The organism is Pseudomonas sp. ICBG1301 (assembly GCF_016918385.1).
GTDB lineage: Bacteria > Pseudomonadota > Gammaproteobacteria > Pseudomonadales > Pseudomonadaceae > Aquipseudomonas > Aquipseudomonas palleroniana.
In genome coordinates, this window is the sequence record NZ_JAEKGB010000003.1 from 375,133 (window position 1) to 393,667 (window position 18,535).

Sequence of the window (18,535 nt, forward strand, 5' to 3'; positions counted from 1 at the left end):
GGGGCATTGTGGCCCCGCAGTTTAGAGGAAGAGTCCGGGGCCCGGGCGACTTCCTTCGGGAAATCTGACGCCGACTTTACCAATCTTGTTCCCGTCCATGACAGCGACGGTCCAGATGGTGTTGTTCCACTCCACCTGGTCGCCGACGATAGGTGCGCCGCCGACTTTCTGGGTGATGAAGCTGCTCAGCGGCATGTCCGGGTCGATGCCTTCGAGCTTGAGGCCGTACAGGGCCGAAACCGCGCCCAGTTGGGCGTCGCCTTCCAGGACGAAGTCGCCGAAGAAACGCAGATCCAGGCCGCGTTGCGGCGCCTGGCTGAACAGTTTGCCCAGGGCCGGCAGGTTGTGTTCGTGACCGATCACGCAGAGCAGATCGTCGACTTCAAGCACCGTACTACCCGACGGATGGAGCAGTTGCTGGCCCCGGAACAGGGCGGCGATCCGCGTGCCCTCGGGCATTTTCAGTTCGCGCAGGGCGGCGCCGATGCACCACTTCTCCGCGCCCAGGCGGTAGACGAACAACTCCCACTCACTGGTGACATGTACTTCCAGCGCTGCACGGGAGATCGGTGCGGGTTCCGGCGGTACGGTGACCTTGAGCAGTTTGGCCACCCACGGCAGGCTGGTGCCTTGCACCAGCAACGAGACCAGCACGATAAAGAACGCCAGGTTGAAGTACAGCTGCGCATGGGGCAGCCCGGCCATCAGCGGGAATACCGCGAGGATGATCGGCACCGCGCCGCGCAGGCCGACCCAGGCGATAAAGGCTTTTTCGCGACCGTGAAACGCCTTGAACGGTAACAGGCCGACGATCACGGACAGCGGTCGCGCAAACAGAATCATCCACAGCGCCAGGCCCAGGGCCGGCAGGGCAATCGGCAGCAAGTCATGGGGCGTGACCAGCAGGCCCAGCACCAGGAACATGCCGATCTGTGCCAGCCACGCCATGCCGTCGAGCATATGCAAAATGCCATGACGGCTGCGCACCGGCCGGTTACCGATGACCAGGCCGCACAGGTACACGGCGAGGAAGCCGCTGCCATGCAGGGCGTTGGTCAGGGCGAATACCACCAGGCCGCCGGCGATCACCAGGATCGGGTACAGGCCGGTGGCCAGGTTGATGCGGTTGACCATCTGCAGCATCAGCCAGCCGCCGCCCAGGCCGATGATGCCGCCGATGCCGAACTCGCGGATCAGGTGCGTCAGCAGGCTCCAGTGCAGGCCGGTCTGGCCGCTGGCGAGCATGTCGATCAGGGTCACGGTGAGGAACACCGCCATCGGGTCGTTGCTGCCGGACTCGATTTCCAGGCTGGCGGTAACCCGTTCGTTCAGGCCCTTGCCGCCCAACAGCGAAAACACCGCGGCGGCGTCCGTGGAGCCGACGATTGCGCCGATCAGCAAGCCCTGGATGAGATTCAGGTCAAATAGCCAGGCCGCCGCCATGCCCGTCAGGCCGGTGGTAATCAACACCCCCACCGTGGCCAGCGATAACGCTGGCCAGAGTGCCACGCGGAAACTCGCCACCCGTGTGCGCAAGCCGCCGTCGAGCAGGATCACGGCCAGGGCGAGGTTGCCGACCAGGTAGGCGGTCGGGTAGTTGTCGAAGATGATGCCGCCGCCATCCACGCCGGCGACCATGCCCACGGCCAGGATGATCACCAGGATCGGAATCCCTAAGCGGGACGAAAGGGAACTCACCAGAATGCTCGCACCCACCAGCAACGCGCCGATCAAGAACAGGCTGTTGATGGTCGTTGCATTCAAAGGCAGTACTCCAGGGCTGGGAAGACGGGCGCAAACTGACCATGCAGTCTGCGTGCCAGCGATTCTAACCTGTTGAATTGCTGCGCTGTCAAAAGCTTTTCGGCAGGCTCCGATACAAACAATTTCCCTGTAGTGAGCGGGCTTGCCCCGCGCTGGGTGGCAACGCCGCCCCAACAAATACACCGCGGTATTTCAGAAGGACCGAGGTGCCTGGGTTTGGGGCGGCTGCGCCGCCCAGCGCGGGGCAAGCCCGCTCACTACAAAGGTTTAGTCAGAGGCGGAAACGGCTCACCATCCCGTTCAAATCCACTGCCAGGCGCGACAACTCACTGCTCGCCGTACTGGTCTGGCTGGCACCGGTTGCCGACTGCACCGATAGATCACGAATGTTCACCAGGTTACGGTCCACTTCACGCGCCACCTGTGCCTGTTCTTCCGCTGCGCTGGCGATCACCAGGTTGCGCTCGTTGATCTCGATGATCGCGGTGTTGATAGTGTCCAGGGACATGCCTGCCCCTTTGGCGATGTTCAGCGTGGATTCTGCGCGTTCGGTGCTGTTACGCATCGAATCCACCGCATGCCCGGTGCCGGTCTGAATGCTGCCGATCATCCGTTCGATCTCACTGGTCGATTGCTGAGTGCGGTGGGCCAGCGCCCGCACTTCATCGGCGACCACGGCGAAGCCACGACCGGCTTCACCGGCACGCGCCGCTTCAATCGCCGCGTTCAAGGCCAGCAGGTTGGTCTGGTCGGCCAGGCCGCGAATCACGTCCAGCACCTTGCCGATGTCACGCGATTCGTTGGCCAGCTCGCCAATCAGGGTGGCGGTGGCTTGCACGTCGCTGCTCATGCGTTCGATGGCACTGACGGTTTCCTGTACCAGATCACGTCCGTCGCCGGCCGACGTGGTGGCGTTGCGCGAGGCCTCCGAGGTGCTGACCGCATTACGTGCGACTTCTTCGACGGCGCTGGTCATCTCGTTGACGGCAGTGGCAGCCTGTTCGATTTCGTTGTTCTGCTGGGTCAGGCCGCGAGCGCTTTCGTCGGTGACGGCGTTCAGTTCTTCGGCGGCGGACGCCAGCTGGGTGGCGGAGCCGGCGATGCGTTGCAGAGTGTCGCGCAGCTTGTCCTGCATCTTGGCCATGGCGGCCAGCAGGCGGCCGGCTTCGTCGTTGCCGTCGACCTTGATCGGGCGGGTCAGGTTGCCTTCAGCCACTTCTTCGGCCGCTTCCAGAGCCTGGAAAATCGGCACGGTGATGCTGCGGGTCAGCAACCAGGCGAACAACAGCGTCAGCCCCGTGGCGATGATCAGCAGGCCCACTACCAGGTCAAAGGCCATGTCGTACTGGTTTTTGGCTTGCAGGTTGGCGGCATTGGCATCGTTGTTATTGATGTCCAGCAGGCGGGTCAACACGGCATTGACCTGCTCGGAGTTGTCCAACAATTGCGTGTTCAGCAGGTCGCGCAGGGCTTCGATCTGATTGGCGCGCGACAGGCTCTTCATGCGTTCTTCAATCTGGTGGTACTGGCCCAGCAGGCGTACGTACTCCTCGTAGGCATTGCGTTCTTCAGGGCTGCTGATCAGCTTTTCGTAGACGGCCTGGGCTGTGCGGATCTGCTGATTGCGCAGGTCGAAGGCATCCAGGGTCTTTTGCTGCACGTCCGGCTCGCGGTTAGTCAGCAGGCGGTACGACAGCACTCGCAGGCGCAGGGTCAGTTGGGTGAACTCGTCCAGGGCGCGGATGCTCGGCACGCTGCTCAGGGTGATGGCTTCGGTGGCTGCGCGGATCTTGCTCATCTGGTTCAAGGCGAACACGCCCAGACACAACATCAGTGCGCCAATAAACGCGAAGCCGAGGAAGGCCCTCGGAGCGATATTCATATTACGGATAGACATGCGGGAATCCTGGGAAGAAGCGCGATCCATGCGGTCTTGAGACGGGTATGCATCGGCTATCGGCCATGCGACTAAAGTCTTAAGGGCGTGCGCGCTTTTGTCGCATCGGACGAGGGGTTAAACCGATTCAGGAACCAGATGGGGGAATTGCAGTCACTAAGGCTCCGAAAGTGCGGCCCGGCCCTTAAAAAACGGGCTGCGCGCCGGGGATAAGCCTGGCATCCGAGGTGAATTTTCTTTATCGTCACCGCCCTTTTAAAAGCCCGAGAAATCAAAATGTTAGAAGCATCTCTCAGTCAATTGGAACAATTGGTCAGCGACCTTGTACAGCAGAACCAGGACCTGCTGGGCAGCAACGAGTCCCTCAAGGCGGAACTGGCCCGCGCCAAGGATGAAAACGACAGCCTGCAACTGAGCCTGATGGAACAGGAAGAAAAGCACGGCGCCACCGCCGCTCGCATCCAGGCGCTGGTTGAGCGTGTGAGCGCAGGGCCTGTCAGCGCATGAATGAAGGGATAAAGGTCGTTTCGATTCTCGGAGAGGATTACTCGATCAAGGCTCCGGCCGGGGAAGACCAAACCCTGATGCACGCCGTGACCCTGCTCAAGGCCTCGTTGGCCACCACCAAGAAAAAGTACCCGACCCTGATCGGTGACAAGTTATTGGTACTGGCCGCGCTGAACCTGTGCGCCGAGCAGATCGAAATGCAACAGCGTCACCAGCAGGAGCTCGACCGTTACCAAGAGCAAGTCAGCGCCACGGTCGAAGTGATTTCCAAGGCCATCCAGCCCTAGAACCAGTCATCCTGCATCCCCAGGCACGTATCGTCGCGTGCCTCCAGAATCGCCAGTTCATGATGGCAGCTCGGCACTTCCCAGGTCAGGAAGTACCGGGCAGCCTGGAGCTTGCCTTTATAGAAGGCGACGTCGGCCGCATTCCCCCTGGCCAGCCCTTCCTCGGCACGTATCGCCTGTTCCAGCCAGCGCCAGCCAATCACCGTATGCCCGAACACTTTCAAGTACAGCGCCGAGTTCGCCAGGCTGCTGTTGACCTTGCCTTGGGCCAGATCCGTCAGCAAGCCGATCGTCACGCTTTGCAAGCGGTTGACCAGGTGTTCCAGTGGCTCACGCAATGCGTTCAGTGACGGATAGGCCTGTGCCCGTGCGCCCGTCTCGGCGATCAATCGAATCAACTGCTTGAGACCCGCACCACCGTTCTGCGCCAATTTACGCCCGAGCAAGTCCAGGGACTGAATGCCATGGGTCCCTTCGTGGATCGGGTTCAGACGGTTGTCGCGGTAATACTGCTCAACCGGGTATTCACGGGTGTAGCCGTGGCCCCCGAGAATCTGGATCGCCAGTTCATTGGCCTTGAGGCAAAACTCCGACGGCCAGGATTTGACGATGGGCGTGAGCAGGTCCAGCAGCTCGTGGGCTTGCTTGCGCTCGGCCTCGGTCTCCAGAGTGGTGGTGTCGTCAAATAGCCGTGCGGCGTAGAGGCCTAGGTCGAAAGCGCCTTCCACGTAGGACTTTTGGGTCAGCAGCATGCGCTTGACGTCGGCGTGCTGAATGATCGAGACCGGTGCTGTCGTAGGATCTTTGCTATCGGGCAGGCGACCCTGCGGGCGCTCACGCGCATATTCCAGTGAGTACAGGTAACCGGCGTACCCGAGCATCACGGCGCCCATGCCGACACCGATGCGTGCCTCATTCATCATCTGAAACATACAGCTCAGGCCCTGGTGCGGTTTGCCCACCAGATAACCGACACAGTTGCCGTTATCGCCGAAGTTGAGCGCAGTGGAAGTGGTGCCGCGCCAGCCCATTTTGTGAAACAGCCCGGCCAGCAGCACATCGTTGCGCGCGCCGAGGCTGCCATCGTCGTTGACCAGGAACTTGGGCACGATAAACAGCGAAATGCCTTTCACCCCTGGCGGCGCATCCGGCAGCTTGGCCAGCACCATGTGCACAATGTTTTCCGACAGCGGGTGGTCGCCGCCGGAGATGAAAATCTTATTGCCCTTGAGTCGATAAGTGCCGTCGGCGGCAGGTTCCGCACGTGTACGGATATCCGACAGCGACGAGCCGGCGTGGGGCTCGGTGAGGGCCATGGTGCCGAAGAAGCGGCCGTCGATCATCGGCTGCAGAAAGCGCTGTTTCTGTTCTTCGGTGCCGAAGCTTTCGATCAGGTTGGCGGCGCCCATGGTCAGGAAGGGATAGGACGTCGATGCCGCGTTGGCTGACTGAAAATGCGCGAAACAGGCTTGAGACAGCAGGGTGGGCAGTTGCATGCCGCCGGCTTCGAAGCTACGGGCGGCATTGAGAAAGCCGGCTTCGAGGAAGGCATCCACGGCGGGCTTCACTTCCGGAATCAGAACTGCCGCGCCGTCTGCATAGCGCGGCTCGTTTTCATCGTTCTTGCGGTTATGGGGGGCAAAGTACTTTTCAGCGATGTTTCGCGCCGTGTCGATGGCGGCATCGAACGTCTCGCGGTTGTGTTCGGCAAACCGCTCGCGCTGGGTCAGGCCCTCGGCATCGAGGACTTCATACAGCTCGAAAGCCAGGTTGCGGGAACTGAGCAGCGACTCGGACATGGCGGCTTACCTTTAGAGGAATTGGCCTGAGTCTAAGTGCGCGAATGGAGGCTGGATAGCAAGATTGATTTGGGTGATGGAGGGGCAGAACGCGCAAGGGTGAGAGAAGCGCGGAGCCAATGTGGGAGCGGGCTTGCTCGCGATAGCAGCTTGTCAGTCGATGAGAGGTCGACTGACATTGCGCATTCGTGAGCAAGCCCGCTCCCACAGTTCTGACCCTGTTGGGTCAGTTAACCAATGGTCATCAGGCTGGCGTTACCGCCTGCCGCCGCAGTGTTGACGCTCAAGGCACGTTCGATCACCAGGCGCTCCAGCGCAATCGCCGTCTCACCCTGCGACAAACCCTGCACCCCGACAATTGCACCGCCACGCTGGGCCACTTGCTGGCACACCGCACGCAGTTGGTCGGAGTCGCCGTGGTGCAGAACGGCGTCGAATACGACTTCGTCCTTGGTCCAGTCGGCCACGCGCTTGATCTTCGCCTGAATCTCCCTCGGCAGGCGTGGGAACAAGGCCTTGGTCAGGCCAGTTTCCGGCCATACCGCCGAACCGCCTACCGCCAATACCGCCGCCAGTTGAGTAAGCAAATCACCTTCCACTTCCGCCAGCGACAGCACGTGTTCGCGAGGCAGGATGGCGTAGCTGTTGCGCTCGCCGGTCGGGCCGGCCAGTTGGCGGGTGATACCGCTTTGCGACTGCGCGGCGAATTGAGTGCACAGGGCGCTCAGTTCGCTGAACTTATTGCTGTCGGCCCAGGTTTTCAGGGCGGTCAGCGGTTGGCTCATGGCATCGCGCAGGCGCACGTCCGGTGCGGCCAGTGCATCGCCACGCACGAAGGATTGTTCGATCGCATCGGTCGGACGTGTCGACAGCAGGCGGTACAGGTATAGCGGGCCACCGGCTTTCGGGCCGGTGCCCGACAGGCCTTCGCCGCCGAACGGTTGCACGCCGACCACGGCGCCGACGATATTGCGGTTGACGTAGACGTTACCGGCATTGACGTTGTCGATCACCTTGGCGATGGTCTCGTCGATACGGGTATGCACGCCCAGGGTCAGGCCGTAGCCCGAAGCGTTGATCTGGCCGATGAGCTGGTCGATTTCCTTGCGCTTGTAGCGCACCACGTGCAGCACCGGGCCGAAGATCTCGCGTTGCAGCTCGTCGAAGCTTTCCAGCTCGATCAGGGTCGGCATCACGAAGGTGCCGCGCTTGATCTCTTCGCCGTCGGCGATGGCCACTTGGTACACGTTGCGGCCTTTGTCGCGCATGGCCTGGATGTGTTTCTCGATGCCGGCCTTGGCTTCGGCGTCGATCACCGGGCCGATATCCACCGACAGACGCTCCGGGTTGCCCAGACGGCATTCAGCCATGGCACCTTTGAGCATTTCGATGACGCGGTCTGCCGAGTCTTCCTGCAGGCACAGTACGCGCAGGGCCGAGCAACGTTGACCGGCACTGTCGAAGGCCGAGGACACCACGTCGATGACCACTTGTTCGGTCAAGGCTGAGGAGTCGACGATCATCGCGTTCTGGCCACCGGTTTCGGCGATCAGCGGGATCGGGCGGCCCTGGGTGTCCAGGCGGCCGGCGACATTGCGTTGCAGCAGGCGCGCCACTTCGGTGGAACCGGTGAACATCACGCCTTTGACGCGATCATCACCCACCAGGCGGGCGCCCACGCTTTCGCCCTGACCGGGCAGCAGTTGCAGCACACCTTCCGGAATACCGGCTTCCAGCAGGATGCGCACGGCTTGTGCGGCCACCAGCGGGGTTTGCTCGGCAGGCTTGGCCAGTACCGGGTTACCCGCCGCCAGTGCGGCGGCAACTTGGCCACTGAAGATGGCCAGCGGGAAGTTCCACGGGCTGATACACACCACCGGGCCCAATGGGCGGTGGGCGTCGTTGGTGAAATCGTTGCGTGCCTGCACCGCGTAATACCGCAGGAAATCCACGGCCTCGCGCACTTCGGCGATGGCGTTGGCGAAGGTCTTGCCGGCTTCGCGGGCCAGCAGCCCCATCAGCGGCTGGATCTCGCTTTCCATCAGGTCGGCGGCACGCTCCAGGATCGCGGCACGTTCGGCGGGCGGAGTGGCCTGCCAGATCGGACCGGCGTTGATCGCGCACTGGATGGCGTTATCGACATCTGCAACGGTGGCTTCCTGGACCTGGCCGACGACGTCGCGCAGGTCGGCGGGGTTCAGCACCGGCGTCGTCGCTTGCTCGCTGGACGCGCAACCGAGCATCGGCGCGGCTTTCCAGTCGTTGTGGGCCGTGGCCAGCAGGGCGCAGGACAGCGACGCCAGGCGATGTTCGTTGGCCAAGTCGATACCGGCGGAGTTGGCGCGGTCGCTGCCATACAGGTCGCGTGGCAACGGAATACGCGGGTGCGGCAGGCCGAAACCGCCTTCCAGCGTGGCCATTTGCTCGATGCTGGCCACGGGATCAGCCACCAGCTCCTGAATCGAGATCGACTGATCGGCAATGCGGTTGACGAAGGAGGTATTGGCGCCGTTTTCCAGCAGGCGACGTACCAGGTAAGCCAGCAGCGTTTCATGGGTGCCGACCGGTGCGTACACGCGGCACGGACGGTTCAGCTTGCCATCGGCAACCTTGCCCACAACCTGTTCGTACAGCGGCTCGCCCATGCCGTGCAGGCATTGGAACTCGTACTGGCCAGGGTAATAGTTCTGACCGGCGATATGGTAGATGGCCGACAGTGTATGAGCGTTGTGCGTAGCGAACTGCGGGTAGATGACTTCCGGTACCGACAGCAGTTTGCGTGCGCAGGCAATGTAGGAAACGTCGGTGTACACCTTGCGGGTGTACACCGGGTAGCCTTCCAGGCCTTCGACCTGGGCGCGCTTGATCTCGCTGTCCCAGTACGCGCCTTTCACCAGGCGGATCATCAGGCGATGGCGGCTGCGGCGCGCCAGGTCGATAACGTAGTCGATCACATACGGGCAACGCTTTTGGTAGGCCTGGATCACAAAACCGATACCGTTCCAGCCGGTCAGTTGCGGCTCGAAACACAGGCGTTCCAGCAGGTCCAGGGACAGCTCGAGGCGGTCGGCTTCTTCGGCGTCGATATTCAGGCCGATATCGTATTGCTTGGCGAGCAGGGTCAGCGACAGCAGGCGCGGGTACAGCTCGTCCATCACACGCTCGTACTGAGCGCGGCTGTAACGCGGGTGCAGGGCCGAAAGCTTGATGGAGATGCCTGGCCCTTCATAAATCCCACGGCCGTGAGACGCCTTGCCGATGGAATGGATAGCTTGTTCGTACGAGGCCAAGTACTTCTGGGCGTCATGCTCGGTGAGTGCGGCTTCGCCGAGCATGTCGTAGGAGTAACGGAAGCCCTTGGCTTCGAACTTGCTCGCATTGGCCAGGGCTTCGGCGATGGTCTCGCCGGTGACGAACTGCTCGCCCATCAGGCGCATGGCCATGTCGACGCCCTTGCGGATCATCGGTTCGCCGCTCTTGCCGATGATGCGGCTCAGGGATGAAGTCAGGCCGGCTTCATTGTGGGTGGAGACCAGTTTGCCGGTCAGCAGCAGGCCCCAGGTGGCGGCGTTGACGAACAGCGACGGGCTGTTGCCCAGGTGCGGCTGCCAGTTGCCGGTGCTGATCTTGTCGCGGATCAGCGCGTCACGGGTGCCCTTGTCCGGGATGCGCAACAACGCTTCGGCCAGGCACATCAGGGCCACGCCTTCCTGGGACGACAGGGAAAATTCTTGCAGCAGGCCCTGAACAATACCGGCACGGCCGCCGGCACTCTTCTGATTGCGCAGTTTTTCGGCAATCGAGGCGGCCAGTTTGTTGGTGGCTTCGGCCATCGGCGCCGGCAGGCGTGCCTGCTCGATCAGCATGGGCACCACTTCCGGTTCCGGGCGGCGGTAAGCAGCGGTGATCGACGCACGCAGTACCGACTGCGGCAGGATACTTTCGGCGAACTCCAGGAAGCACTGGTGGGCGTGATCGGTCTGGATCTCGCCGGCCTCTTCAACGTCCTTGCTGCCCAAGCCATTGAGCTCGGTCAGGGTTGCACCACCCTCGAGTTTCTCCAGGTAATTGAAAATCGCCTGCTTGATCAGCCAGTGCGGCGTGCGATCAATGGAGGTCGCGGCAGCCTTCAGGCGTTCGCGGGTCGGGTCGTCGAGTTTGACCCCAAGGGTGGTCGTTGCCATCTTTTTATCCTCATGGGTGCCACTACCGAGTGGCATCTGCTGGCGCCAAGATTAGCTTTGCCCATGAGGAGGTGCAACCGGGTGCAACCCTTTTGTTCAGGAAATTTTTGAAGGTTCTTGAGAAAAAAATCGGCCCTCAGCGGAATCCGCTTCTTCTTGGTGCGTTTTATTATGATGTCGGCTGTTTTTGCTCCGAAAGGGAGCAAAAACGCGGTGTTTGGCGTAATACATGTCTGGGTGCAACTTATTCTCGCGAAACTGGTTGCACCTTATTTGCTTTGTTGCATAGCATTCGCGACCAAGGTGCAACCACCTCCAAGGTTCGGTTCATCGGCTGGCGGCTTTCCTGGGGAAACGCCAGTCATAAATGCGCGGCACGCAGTTTCGTCTACCCGGTTAACACTGGGTAGCCGTCTGACAGACCGCCGCTACATAAAAACAAAGCCAGGGCGTCACTCTTATGAGCGTTAGCAATCCAACCCTGATCACGTTCGTGATCTACATCGCAGCAATGGTACTGATCGGCTTCATGGCCTATCGCTCCACCAACAACCTTTCCGATTACATCCTTGGCGGTCGCAGCCTCGGTAGCGTGGTGACGGCTCTGTCGGCCGGCGCTTCCGACATGAGCGGCTGGTTGTTGATGGGTTTGCCGGGCGCGATCTACATGTCGGGCCTCTCGGAAAGCTGGATCGCCATCGGCCTGATCGTCGGTGCTTACCTGAACTGGCTGTTCGTGGCCGGTCGCCTGCGCGTACAAACCGAACACAACGGCGATGCCCTGACCCTGCCGGATTATTTCTCCAGCCGTTTCGAAGATAAAAGCGGCTTGCTGCGGATCATCTCTGCGGTAGTGATCCTGGTGTTCTTCACCATCTATTGCGCGTCCGGCATTGTGGCCGGTGCCCGCCTGTTCGAAAGCACCTTTGGCATGTCCTACGAAACCGCCCTGTGGGCTGGCGCTGCAGCGACCATTGCCTACACCTTTGTCGGTGGTTTTCTGGCCGTCAGTTGGACTGACACCGTGCAAGCCACGTTGATGATTTTTGCGCTGATCCTCACGCCGATCATCGTGCTGCTGGCCACCGGTGGCGTCGACACCACCTTCCTGGCCATCGAAGCCAAGAATCCCGACAACTTCAATATGCTGAAAAACACCACCTTCATTGGCATCATTTCGCTGATGGGTTGGGGCCTGGGCTACTTCGGCCAGCCGCATATCCTCGCGCGTTTCATGGCGGCCGATTCGGTGAAGTCGATCGCCAAGGCGCGTCGCATCTCCATGACCTGGATGATCCTGTGCCTGGGTGGCACCGTGGCGGTGGGCTTTTTCGGTATCGCGTACTTCTCGGCGCATCCGGAGGTGGCAGGTCCAGTGACCGAGAACCACGAACGTGTGTTCATCGAGTTGGCCAAGCTGCTGTTCAACCCATGGATTGCCGGTGTATTGCTGTCGGCCATCCTCGCGGCGGTGATGAGTACCCTGAGCTGCCAGTTGCTGGTGTGCTCCAGCGCCTTGACCGAAGATTTCTACAAGACCTTCCTGCGTAAAAATGCGTCCCAGCTGGAACTGGTTTGGGTCGGCCGTGCCATGGTGCTGCTGGTGGCCCTGATCGCCATCGCCATGGCCGCCAACCCGGACAACCGCGTGCTGGGCCTGGTGAGCTATGCCTGGGCCGGTTTCGGCGCAGCATTCGGGCCTGTGGTACTGATCTCGGTGATCTGGAAAGGCATGACCCGCAACGGCGCACTGGCCGGTATCCTGGTTGGTGCGATCACCGTCATCGTATGGAAACACTTCAGCCTGCTCGGCCTGTACGAAATCATCCCGGGCTTTATCTTCGCCAGCCTCGCGATCTACTTCGTGAGCAAGCTAGGCGCACCGACCGCAGGTATGGTCGAGCGTTTTAATGCTGCGGAAAAAGACTACAACCTCAACAAGTGATTCGTCAGGTGTTGAGCCTGCGCTGAGTTGAAAAAGAGGCCCGCGTCCTACGGATGGCGGGCCTTTTTTTGCGCGTGATTTTCGCAGGGCCGAAGAAAATTCGGGCGTGTACATGTAGGGCTTTACTGATTTATCCAGGCTGTGCTCAGCGGGGTAGAACAGTGGTGCAGAATCGTCCGCCTACTTCCCGCAGAGAAACACCGGATGTTCGCTCCTGCTAATCAAAGCACTTTTACCCTCACCCTTGATGGGGAGCCCAGTGAGCTCAAGGTCTTGGAGTTCAAGGGGACCGAAGCCATCAGCCAGCCCTACCGTTTCAACCTTGAACTGGTCAGCGAGCAACCTGATCTCGACCTGGAAAGTCTGCTGCATCGTCAGGTGTATCTCGGGTTTGATGACCAGGGGCATGGCGTCCACGGCCTGGTTTATCGGGTGGCACAGGGTGACTCCGGGCGGCGTCTCACGCGTTATCAGGTCAGCCTGGTGCCGCAACTGGCGTACCTGAAACACAGCAGTCATCAGCGCATCTTCCAGCACCTGACAGTGCCGCAGATCGTTGCGCAAGTGCTGGAGGTGCAGGGCATCCAGAGTGACCGGTTCAAATTCCAGCTCAGCGGTACCTACCCTGCGCGTGAGTACTGCGTGCAGTTTGGTGAGACCGACCTGGCATTCATCCAGCGGTTGTGCGCCGAGTTGGGCATTCACTATCACTTCCAGCATTCGCCCGCAGGGCACCTGCTGGTGTTCGGTGATGACCAGACGGTGTTTACCCAGGCCGAACAGTCCACCGCTTACATGCCCGGTTCGGGAATGGTGGCGGATACGCCGGTGATCAAGCGCGTGACCGTGCAATTGGAAACCCGCACCACGGCGGTAAGCCTGCGCGACTACGACTTCCGTAAACCACGCCTGACGCTGGAGAGTGAAGTGGCTGGCGAGCAGCTTCCTCGGCTGCTGGAGCAGGGTTTTCCCGGCCAATTTTCCGACCGTTCCCATGGCAAATTCCTGACGCAGCAGAGGCTGGAGCGGCATCGCAGCGACTACCGCGTCGCCCATGGCCAAGGCGATGAGCCGGCGTTGGTCAGTGGCCGTTTCCTCAAATTGAGCGGGCACCCTCGTGACGACTGGAACGACCTGTGGCTGGTGACGCGGGTCACGCACGAAGGCAGGCAGCCCCAGGTGCTTGAGGAAGCGGTGGTCGAGGTCGCCGGCGGGGATTTGCGCCAGGGGTATCGCAATGAATTCAGGGCGGCACCCTGGGACGTGATTTTCCGGCCGCCGCTGCCGGAGCAGCCACGCCCGAGTATTTCCGGGTATCAGCATGCGGTGGTCACCGGGCCTGACGACAGCGAAATCCATTGCGACGAGTATGGCCGGGTCAAAGTGCAAATGGCCTGGGATCGTACGGGAGAGCACAACGACCACTCCAGCTGCTGGCTGAGGGTGGCCAGTGCCTGGGCGCATGATCGTTATGGCTCGGTGCTGATTCCGCGGGTCGGTATGGAGGTGCTGGTGGGCTTCGTCAATGGCGACCTGGATATGCCGGTGGTCATTGGTTGCCTGCCCAACGCGGCGACACCGGTGCCCCTCGAACTGCCGGCGGACAAGACCCGCAGTATCTTGCGCAGCCAAAGCAGCCCAGGCGGGGGTGGCTACAACGAACTGCGTATCGAAGACCGCAAGGGGGCCGAGGAGATCTACCTGCGCGCCCAGCGGGACTGGACTGAGCATGTGCTGCATGATCAGCAGGTGCAGGTGGATAACCTGCGCCGGATAACGGTGGGCGGCGAGTCGCACCATGAATTGCAGGGCGAAGAGCAGCGCATCACCCACGGTAACCGTCTGACTGAACTCAAGCAGGATGATCATCTGGTGGTCGGTGGTTCACAGCAAATACGGGCTGGTCGGACCGTTCAGATCGGCGCCGGGCAGAGTGTCGTGATCGATGCCGGTGCCAGCGTGACGATTCAGGCGGGCGGCCAATCGATCACGGTTTCAGCGGGCGGCATATTCAGCAGTGTGCCGATCCAGCTTGGCGGTGCGCCGGTTCCCGCTGTTGCGCCGTTGCTACCGGGCATAAAGGCAACGCTGCTGGCGGTAATACCCGCTCCGTTGAGTCGCGCTCAAGTGGCCAGCCTGAAACGCAGCGCGCCGTTCTGCGAGGAGTGTGAGCGCTGCAAGCATGGCCAGTGTGATATCCCTCGACACAGTGGCTGAGCCTAACCTGAAAGGAATTTACCGCGATGAACAAGCTGCTGACCCCCAATGCCTGGATCACACAACACCCTCTGCAGGCTGATGAGCGGATCTTCGCCATCTTGAGTGGTACCAGCGGTGCCAGACCTTTTGGCCACTGGCAAGCCATGGGCGGCGGGATGCTGCCCCAATCGATCTGGGCAGGCACCGCCTATGCCGAGTGGGATGAGGTCATGCCTCATGTCGGTATCGTCGAGCCGGGCAGTGCCTTTCTCGATTGGGTCGCAACCACTGACGCTATGGATTGGGGCTGGTTGGCGGTGTCGTCCAGCTCGCTCGACATCGTGATTGCCCATCTGCAAAGCCTGACCAAGGTCTATCTGCCCGACGGCCAGGTGGTGTTCTTGCGTTTTTGGGATGGCGCTCAGTTTCTGCCGGTTGTGCAGGGCCTGGGCGATGACGCGGGGAGGGTATTGCCGGTGTTCCAGCGGTATCTGATCAATGGCCGGCCGCTGGCGGTTGCGCCTGGTGCGGTCACGGTTGCCAAGACCAGCCCCTGGTGGCGAGTGCCTGCACCTCTATTGGCGCATGTGGCAGAACAAACCCCGCAAACCCTGATCGACAACCTGCTGCAATGGCTCGAAGAACAGCGCCCTGACCTGTATGCAGGGTTCACGCCGGCGACCTTGCAGCACAAGGTCGCCTACTGGGCGCGCAGGCCGACGATCAGCCCCGCAGCGCTGGCCGATTACCTCGCCTCAGAGTTGAGTTGAACCCAGCGCCTGCTGCAGATCGTCAATCAGGTCATCAATCGCCTCGATACCCACCGACAGGCGGATCATCTCGGGCTTTACTCCGGCCTTGGCTTGCTCGTGTTCATTCATCTGCCGATGGGTGGTGGATGCCGGATGACAGGCCAGGGACTTCGCGTCGCCGATATTCACCAGGCGCTTGAAGATCTGCAGGGCGTCGTAGAAGCGTACACCGGCATCAAAGCCACCCTTCAAGCCGAAGGAGAGGATCGCCGAGGGTTTGCCTTGCAGGTATTTTTGCGCCAAAGCGAAATGCGGGTGGTCCGGCAGCCCGGCGTAACTGACCCATTCCACCGCAGCATGGCCTTGAAGGAATTGCGCGACCTTGAGGGCATTCTCAGTGTGGCGCTCCATGCGCAGGGCCAGGGTTTCCAGGCCTTGCAGCAGCAGGAACGCATTCATCGGCGCCAGCGCTGCGCCGGTGTTGCGCAGGGGCACGGTGCGGGCGCGGGCAATGAAGGCGGCCGGGCCGAATTTTTCGGTGTAGACCACGCCGTGATAGGCCGGCTCAGGGTTGTTGAGCCCGGGGAATTTTTCGGGGTATCGGGTCCAGGGGAAGGTGCCGCTGTCGACGATTACGCCACCCAGGGAATTGCCATGGCCGCCGATGTATTTGGTCACTGAATGCACGACGATGTCGGCGCCGAACTGGATCGGCTTGCACAGGATCGGCGTAGCCACTGTGTTATCCACCATCAGCGGTACGCCACGGGCGTGGGCCACCGCTGCCAGGGCTTCGAGGTCGACGATGTTGCCCGCCGGGTTGCCGATACTTTCGCAGTAAACCAGTTTTGTATTGGCGTCGATCAGTTCGGCGATGGCCGCGGCGCTGTCATCGCGGGCAAAACGGACCTCGACCCCAAAACTCGGCAGCAAGTGGGCGAACAGGGTATAGGTGCCGCCGTAGAGCTGCGGGGTGGTGACAATATTGTCGCCGGCGCGGGTGAGGGTCTGGATTGCATAGTGGATGGCGGCACTGCCGGCCGACACCGCCAACGCCGCGATACCGCCTTCGAGGGCGGCGATACGTTGCTCCAACACATCGTTGGTGGGGTTCATGATGCGCGTGTAGATATTGCCGGGCACGTCGAGGTTGAAGAGGTCGGCGCCGTGCTGGGCGTTGTCGAATTCGAAAGCGACATTCTGATAGATCGGCACGGCGACGGCCTTGGTGGTCGGGTCGGACTTGAAGCCGTGATGCAGCGCGATGGTGGCGTCTTTCATGATTGTCATTGACCTCCCTGGAGAACGGATCGCCACAATAAATCCACCCTGGCCACGCCATTTAGATTTTTTTCAGCCGGCCTCCTGTGTTTGCGGCATAAGCGTCGCCCGACACGCAGCCCTGCACCTTTGCTCACGTAGAAGGTAAACTTCGCCCCCTGCGCAGGAGCAACCATGAATTATCGTCACGCCTTTCACGCCGGCAACCATGCCGATGTCTTCAAACACCTGACCTTGACCCGCCTCATCGCCCTGATGTCGCGCAAGGAACAGCCGTTCGCCTACCTCGACACTCACGCCGGCATTGGTCTGTACGACCTGCAAGGCGACCAGGCCAACCGCACCGGTGAATACCTGGAAGGCATCGCCCGCCTGTGGGGTGAAAGCGACCTGCCGCCACTGACCGCCGATTACATGCGCGTATTGCACGAGATGAACCCGGACGGCCAATTGCGTTACTACCCGGGTTCACCGGAGCTGGCGCGGCGTCTCACGCGCCCGCAGGATCGTGTGCTGCTCAATGAAAAGCACCCGGACGATGGCGTGTTGCTCAAGGACAACATGAAGGGTGATCGTCGTGTGAAGGTGCACCTGGGCGAGGGCTGGCATGTTCCGCGTGCCTTGCTGCCCGTGCCGGAAAAGCGTGCGCTGATGCTGATCGACCCGCCGTTCGAAAAACTCGACGAGATGCAACGCTGCGCGGCTTCCCTCAAAGAGGCGGTGGGCCGCATGCGTCAGACCGTTGCGGCCATCTGGTATCCGGTGAAAGACCAGCGCATGTTGCGCCGTTTCTACCAGGACCTGGCCGGCACCGGTGCGCCGAAGTTGCTGCGTGTGGAATTGCTGGTGCATCCGCTGGACACGCCCAACACCTTGACCGGCTCGGGCCTGGCGATCGCCAACCCGCCGTGGGGCTTGGAGGAGGAATTGCGTGAGCTGCTGCCATGGCTGTCCAAGAAGCTTGGCCAGACCCAGGGCGGGTGGCAGATGGATTGGCTTATTGCCGAGTAACTGCTGATTGTAATGAGCGGGGCAAACCCTAATGCCTGTCAGTTAAGCGATAGAGCGGACGATGGATAACCTGTGGGAGGGGGCTTGCTCCCGATGGACTGCGTAGCAGGCCCATTTTTGAGGCCGCTGCGCGGCCTATCGGGAGCAAGTCGAATCGTCGCACCGCCCCTCCCACAATGACCGCGTTAAGCCTTAACTGACTGGCATTAGGGCAAGCCCACTCACTACAAGTTCAGGGTTAGGGTCAGATCGGGCAGGTCACGCCGGTGCCGCCGATGCCGCAATACCCCTGCGGGTTTTTTGCCAGATACTGCTGGTGATACGCCTCGGCGAAGTACACCGTCGGCGCTTCCTCGATCTCCGTGGTGATTTCACCCAGGCCGGCCTTGGTCAGTTCGGCCTGATAGGCTTGCGCACTGGCTTTGGCCGCTGCCAGTTGCTCAGGCGTGGTGGCGTAGATTACCGAGCGGTACTGGCTGCCGATGTCGTTGCCCTGGCGCATGCCCTGGGTCGGGTTGTGCAGCTCCCAGAACATCTTCAGCAAGTCTTCGTATTTCACCTTGGCTTGGTCATACACCACCAACACCACTTCGCTGTGGCCGGTCAGGCCAGAGCAGACTTCTTCATAGGTCGGGTTCGGCGTGTAGCCACCGGCATACCCGACCACCGTACTGACCACGCCATCGCGCTGCCAGAACTTGCGCTCGGCGCCCCAGAAGCAACCCAGGCCGAAGATGGCGAACCCGACGTCGTCGAGGAATGGGCCTAGCAGCGGGTTGCCGTTGACGAAGTGGGTGTCCGGCAGCGCCATTGGGGTTTCACGGCCGGGCAAAGCTTGTTCTTGAGTAGGCAGCACGTTTTTGTTCACCAGAATTTCCGAGCGCAAGACCATGATCAGTCCTCTCAGTC

12 protein-coding genes and 1 pseudogene are annotated in these 18,535 nt (G+C 61.1%); 6 read left to right on the forward strand and 7 right to left on the reverse strand.

The features are described 5' to 3' along the window. Positions 1–21: 21 nt before the first annotated feature. The 3 genes and pseudogenes from JBE38_RS08940 to JBE38_RS27990 form a co-directional block, all read right to left on the reverse strand. Positions 22–1,764, reverse strand: a complete 1,743-nt coding sequence (locus JBE38_RS08940) for a potassium/proton antiporter (RefSeq protein ID WP_060755169.1) — start codon at positions 1,762–1,764, stop codon at positions 22–24. A gap of 271 nt (positions 1,765–2,035) precedes the next feature. Next, entirely contained in the window at positions 2,036–2,908 is an 873-nt protein-coding gene (locus JBE38_RS27985; RefSeq protein WP_411985128.1) for a methyl-accepting chemotaxis protein, read from the reverse strand. Between the two features lie 30 nt (positions 2,909–2,938). Then, positions 2,939–3,691, reverse strand: a pseudogene (locus tag JBE38_RS27990) (MCP four helix bundle domain-containing protein); the annotation flags it as partial. Between the two features lie 246 nt (positions 3,692–3,937). Here JBE38_RS27990 and JBE38_RS08950 point away from each other — a divergent pair. Together JBE38_RS08950 and JBE38_RS08955 are read left to right on the forward strand one after the other, a co-directional pair. After that, positions 3,938–4,168, forward strand: a complete 231-nt coding sequence (locus JBE38_RS08950) for a hypothetical protein (protein WP_058423524.1) — start codon at positions 3,938–3,940, stop codon at positions 4,166–4,168. Continuing rightward, the gene (locus JBE38_RS08955; RefSeq protein WP_060755167.1) at positions 4,165–4,455 is read left to right on the forward strand and encodes a cell division protein ZapA; all 291 of its coding nucleotides are present in this window, start codon (positions 4,165–4,167) and stop codon (positions 4,453–4,455) included. The genes JBE38_RS08950 and JBE38_RS08955 overlap by 4 nt, the downstream gene beginning before the upstream one ends. Here JBE38_RS08955 and JBE38_RS08960 read toward each other — a convergent pair. Both JBE38_RS08960 and putA read right to left on the reverse strand, forming a co-directional pair. After that, positions 4,452–6,254 (reverse strand): acyl-CoA dehydrogenase, encoded by a 1,803-nt coding sequence (locus JBE38_RS08960; RefSeq protein WP_205344155.1) that lies wholly within the window; start codon positions 6,252–6,254, stop codon positions 4,452–4,454. The two genes, JBE38_RS08955 and JBE38_RS08960, sit on opposite strands and share 4 nt — an antisense overlap. Before the next feature lie 230 nt (positions 6,255–6,484). Then, a complete protein-coding gene (putA, locus tag JBE38_RS08965; RefSeq protein ID WP_205344156.1) occupies positions 6,485–10,438 on the reverse strand; it encodes a trifunctional transcriptional regulator/proline dehydrogenase/L-glutamate gamma-semialdehyde dehydrogenase in 3,954 nt (1,317 codons plus the stop codon). A 460-nt stretch (positions 10,439–10,898) separates the two neighbouring features. Here putA and putP point away from each other — a divergent pair, with 460 nt between their 5' ends. The 3 genes from putP (at position 10,899) to JBE38_RS08980 (ending at position 15,352) form a co-directional block, all read left to right on the forward strand. Then, positions 10,899–12,383: a sodium/proline symporter PutP gene (putP, locus tag JBE38_RS08970; RefSeq protein ID WP_060755164.1), complete on the forward strand. Its 1,485-nt coding sequence runs from the start codon at positions 10,899–10,901 to the stop codon at positions 12,381–12,383. Positions 12,384–12,587: 204 nt separating this feature from the next. Next, a complete protein-coding gene (locus tag JBE38_RS08975) occupies positions 12,588–14,600 on the forward strand; it encodes a type VI secretion system Vgr family protein (protein WP_205344157.1) in 2,013 nt (670 codons plus the stop codon). A 26-nt stretch (positions 14,601–14,626) separates the two neighbouring features. Next, complete coding sequence (locus JBE38_RS08980) at positions 14,627–15,352, forward strand: DUF4123 domain-containing protein (RefSeq protein ID WP_205344158.1); 726 nt, start codon at positions 14,627–14,629, stop codon at positions 15,350–15,352. On the opposite strand, the gene JBE38_RS08985 is transcribed toward JBE38_RS08980, so the two are convergent. Then, complete coding sequence (locus JBE38_RS08985; RefSeq protein WP_060755161.1) at positions 15,338–16,615, reverse strand: O-acetylhomoserine aminocarboxypropyltransferase/cysteine synthase family protein; 1,278 nt, start codon at positions 16,613–16,615, stop codon at positions 15,338–15,340. The genes JBE38_RS08980 and JBE38_RS08985 overlap by 15 nt on opposite strands. Before the next feature lie 174 nt (positions 16,616–16,789). Between JBE38_RS08985 and JBE38_RS08990 the strand changes: the two genes are divergently transcribed. Beyond that, entirely contained in the window at positions 16,790–17,626 is an 837-nt protein-coding gene (locus JBE38_RS08990) for a 23S rRNA (adenine(2030)-N(6))-methyltransferase RlmJ (protein ID WP_060755160.1), read from the forward strand. Between the two features lie 244 nt (positions 17,627–17,870). Here the strand turns inward: JBE38_RS08990 and msrA are convergent, their stop codons facing one another. Next, a complete protein-coding gene (gene msrA / locus JBE38_RS08995; protein ID WP_090367222.1) occupies positions 17,871–18,518 on the reverse strand; it encodes a peptide-methionine (S)-S-oxide reductase MsrA in 648 nt (215 codons plus the stop codon). Between the last annotated feature and the right edge of the window lie 17 nt (positions 18,519–18,535).

Bases quoted from the DNA above. Each gene is read 5' to 3' on its own strand.
- JBE38_RS08950 (WP_058423524.1), top strand. From the start codon at position 3,938: ATGTTAGAAGCATCTCTCAGTCAATTGGAACAATTGGTCAGCGACCTT.
- JBE38_RS08955 (WP_060755167.1), top strand. From the start codon at position 4,165: ATGAATGAAGGGATAAAGGTCGTTTCGATTCTCGGAGAGGATTACTCG.
- JBE38_RS08990 (WP_060755160.1), top strand. From the start codon at position 16,790: ATGAATTATCGTCACGCCTTTCACGCCGGCAACCATGCCGATGTCTTC.
- JBE38_RS08980 (WP_205344158.1), top strand. From the start codon at position 14,627: ATGAACAAGCTGCTGACCCCCAATGCCTGGATCACACAACACCCTCTG.
- putA (WP_205344156.1), bottom strand. From the start codon at position 10,438: ATGGCAACGACCACCCTTGGGGTCAAACTCGACGACCCGACCCGCGAA.
- putP (WP_060755164.1), top strand. From the start codon at position 10,899: ATGAGCGTTAGCAATCCAACCCTGATCACGTTCGTGATCTACATCGCA.
- JBE38_RS08985 (WP_060755161.1), bottom strand. From the start codon at position 16,615: ATGAAAGACGCCACCATCGCGCTGCATCACGGCTTCAAGTCCGACCCG.
- JBE38_RS08975 (WP_205344157.1), top strand. From the start codon at position 12,588: ATGTTCGCTCCTGCTAATCAAAGCACTTTTACCCTCACCCTTGATGGG.
- msrA (WP_090367222.1), bottom strand. From the start codon at position 18,518: ATGGTCTTGCGCTCGGAAATTCTGGTGAACAAAAACGTGCTGCCTACT.
- JBE38_RS08960 (WP_205344155.1), bottom strand. From the start codon at position 6,254: ATGTCCGAGTCGCTGCTCAGTTCCCGCAACCTGGCTTTCGAGCTGTAT.
- JBE38_RS27985 (WP_411985128.1), bottom strand. From the start codon at position 2,908: ATGGCCAAGATGCAGGACAAGCTGCGCGACACTCTGCAACGCATCGCC.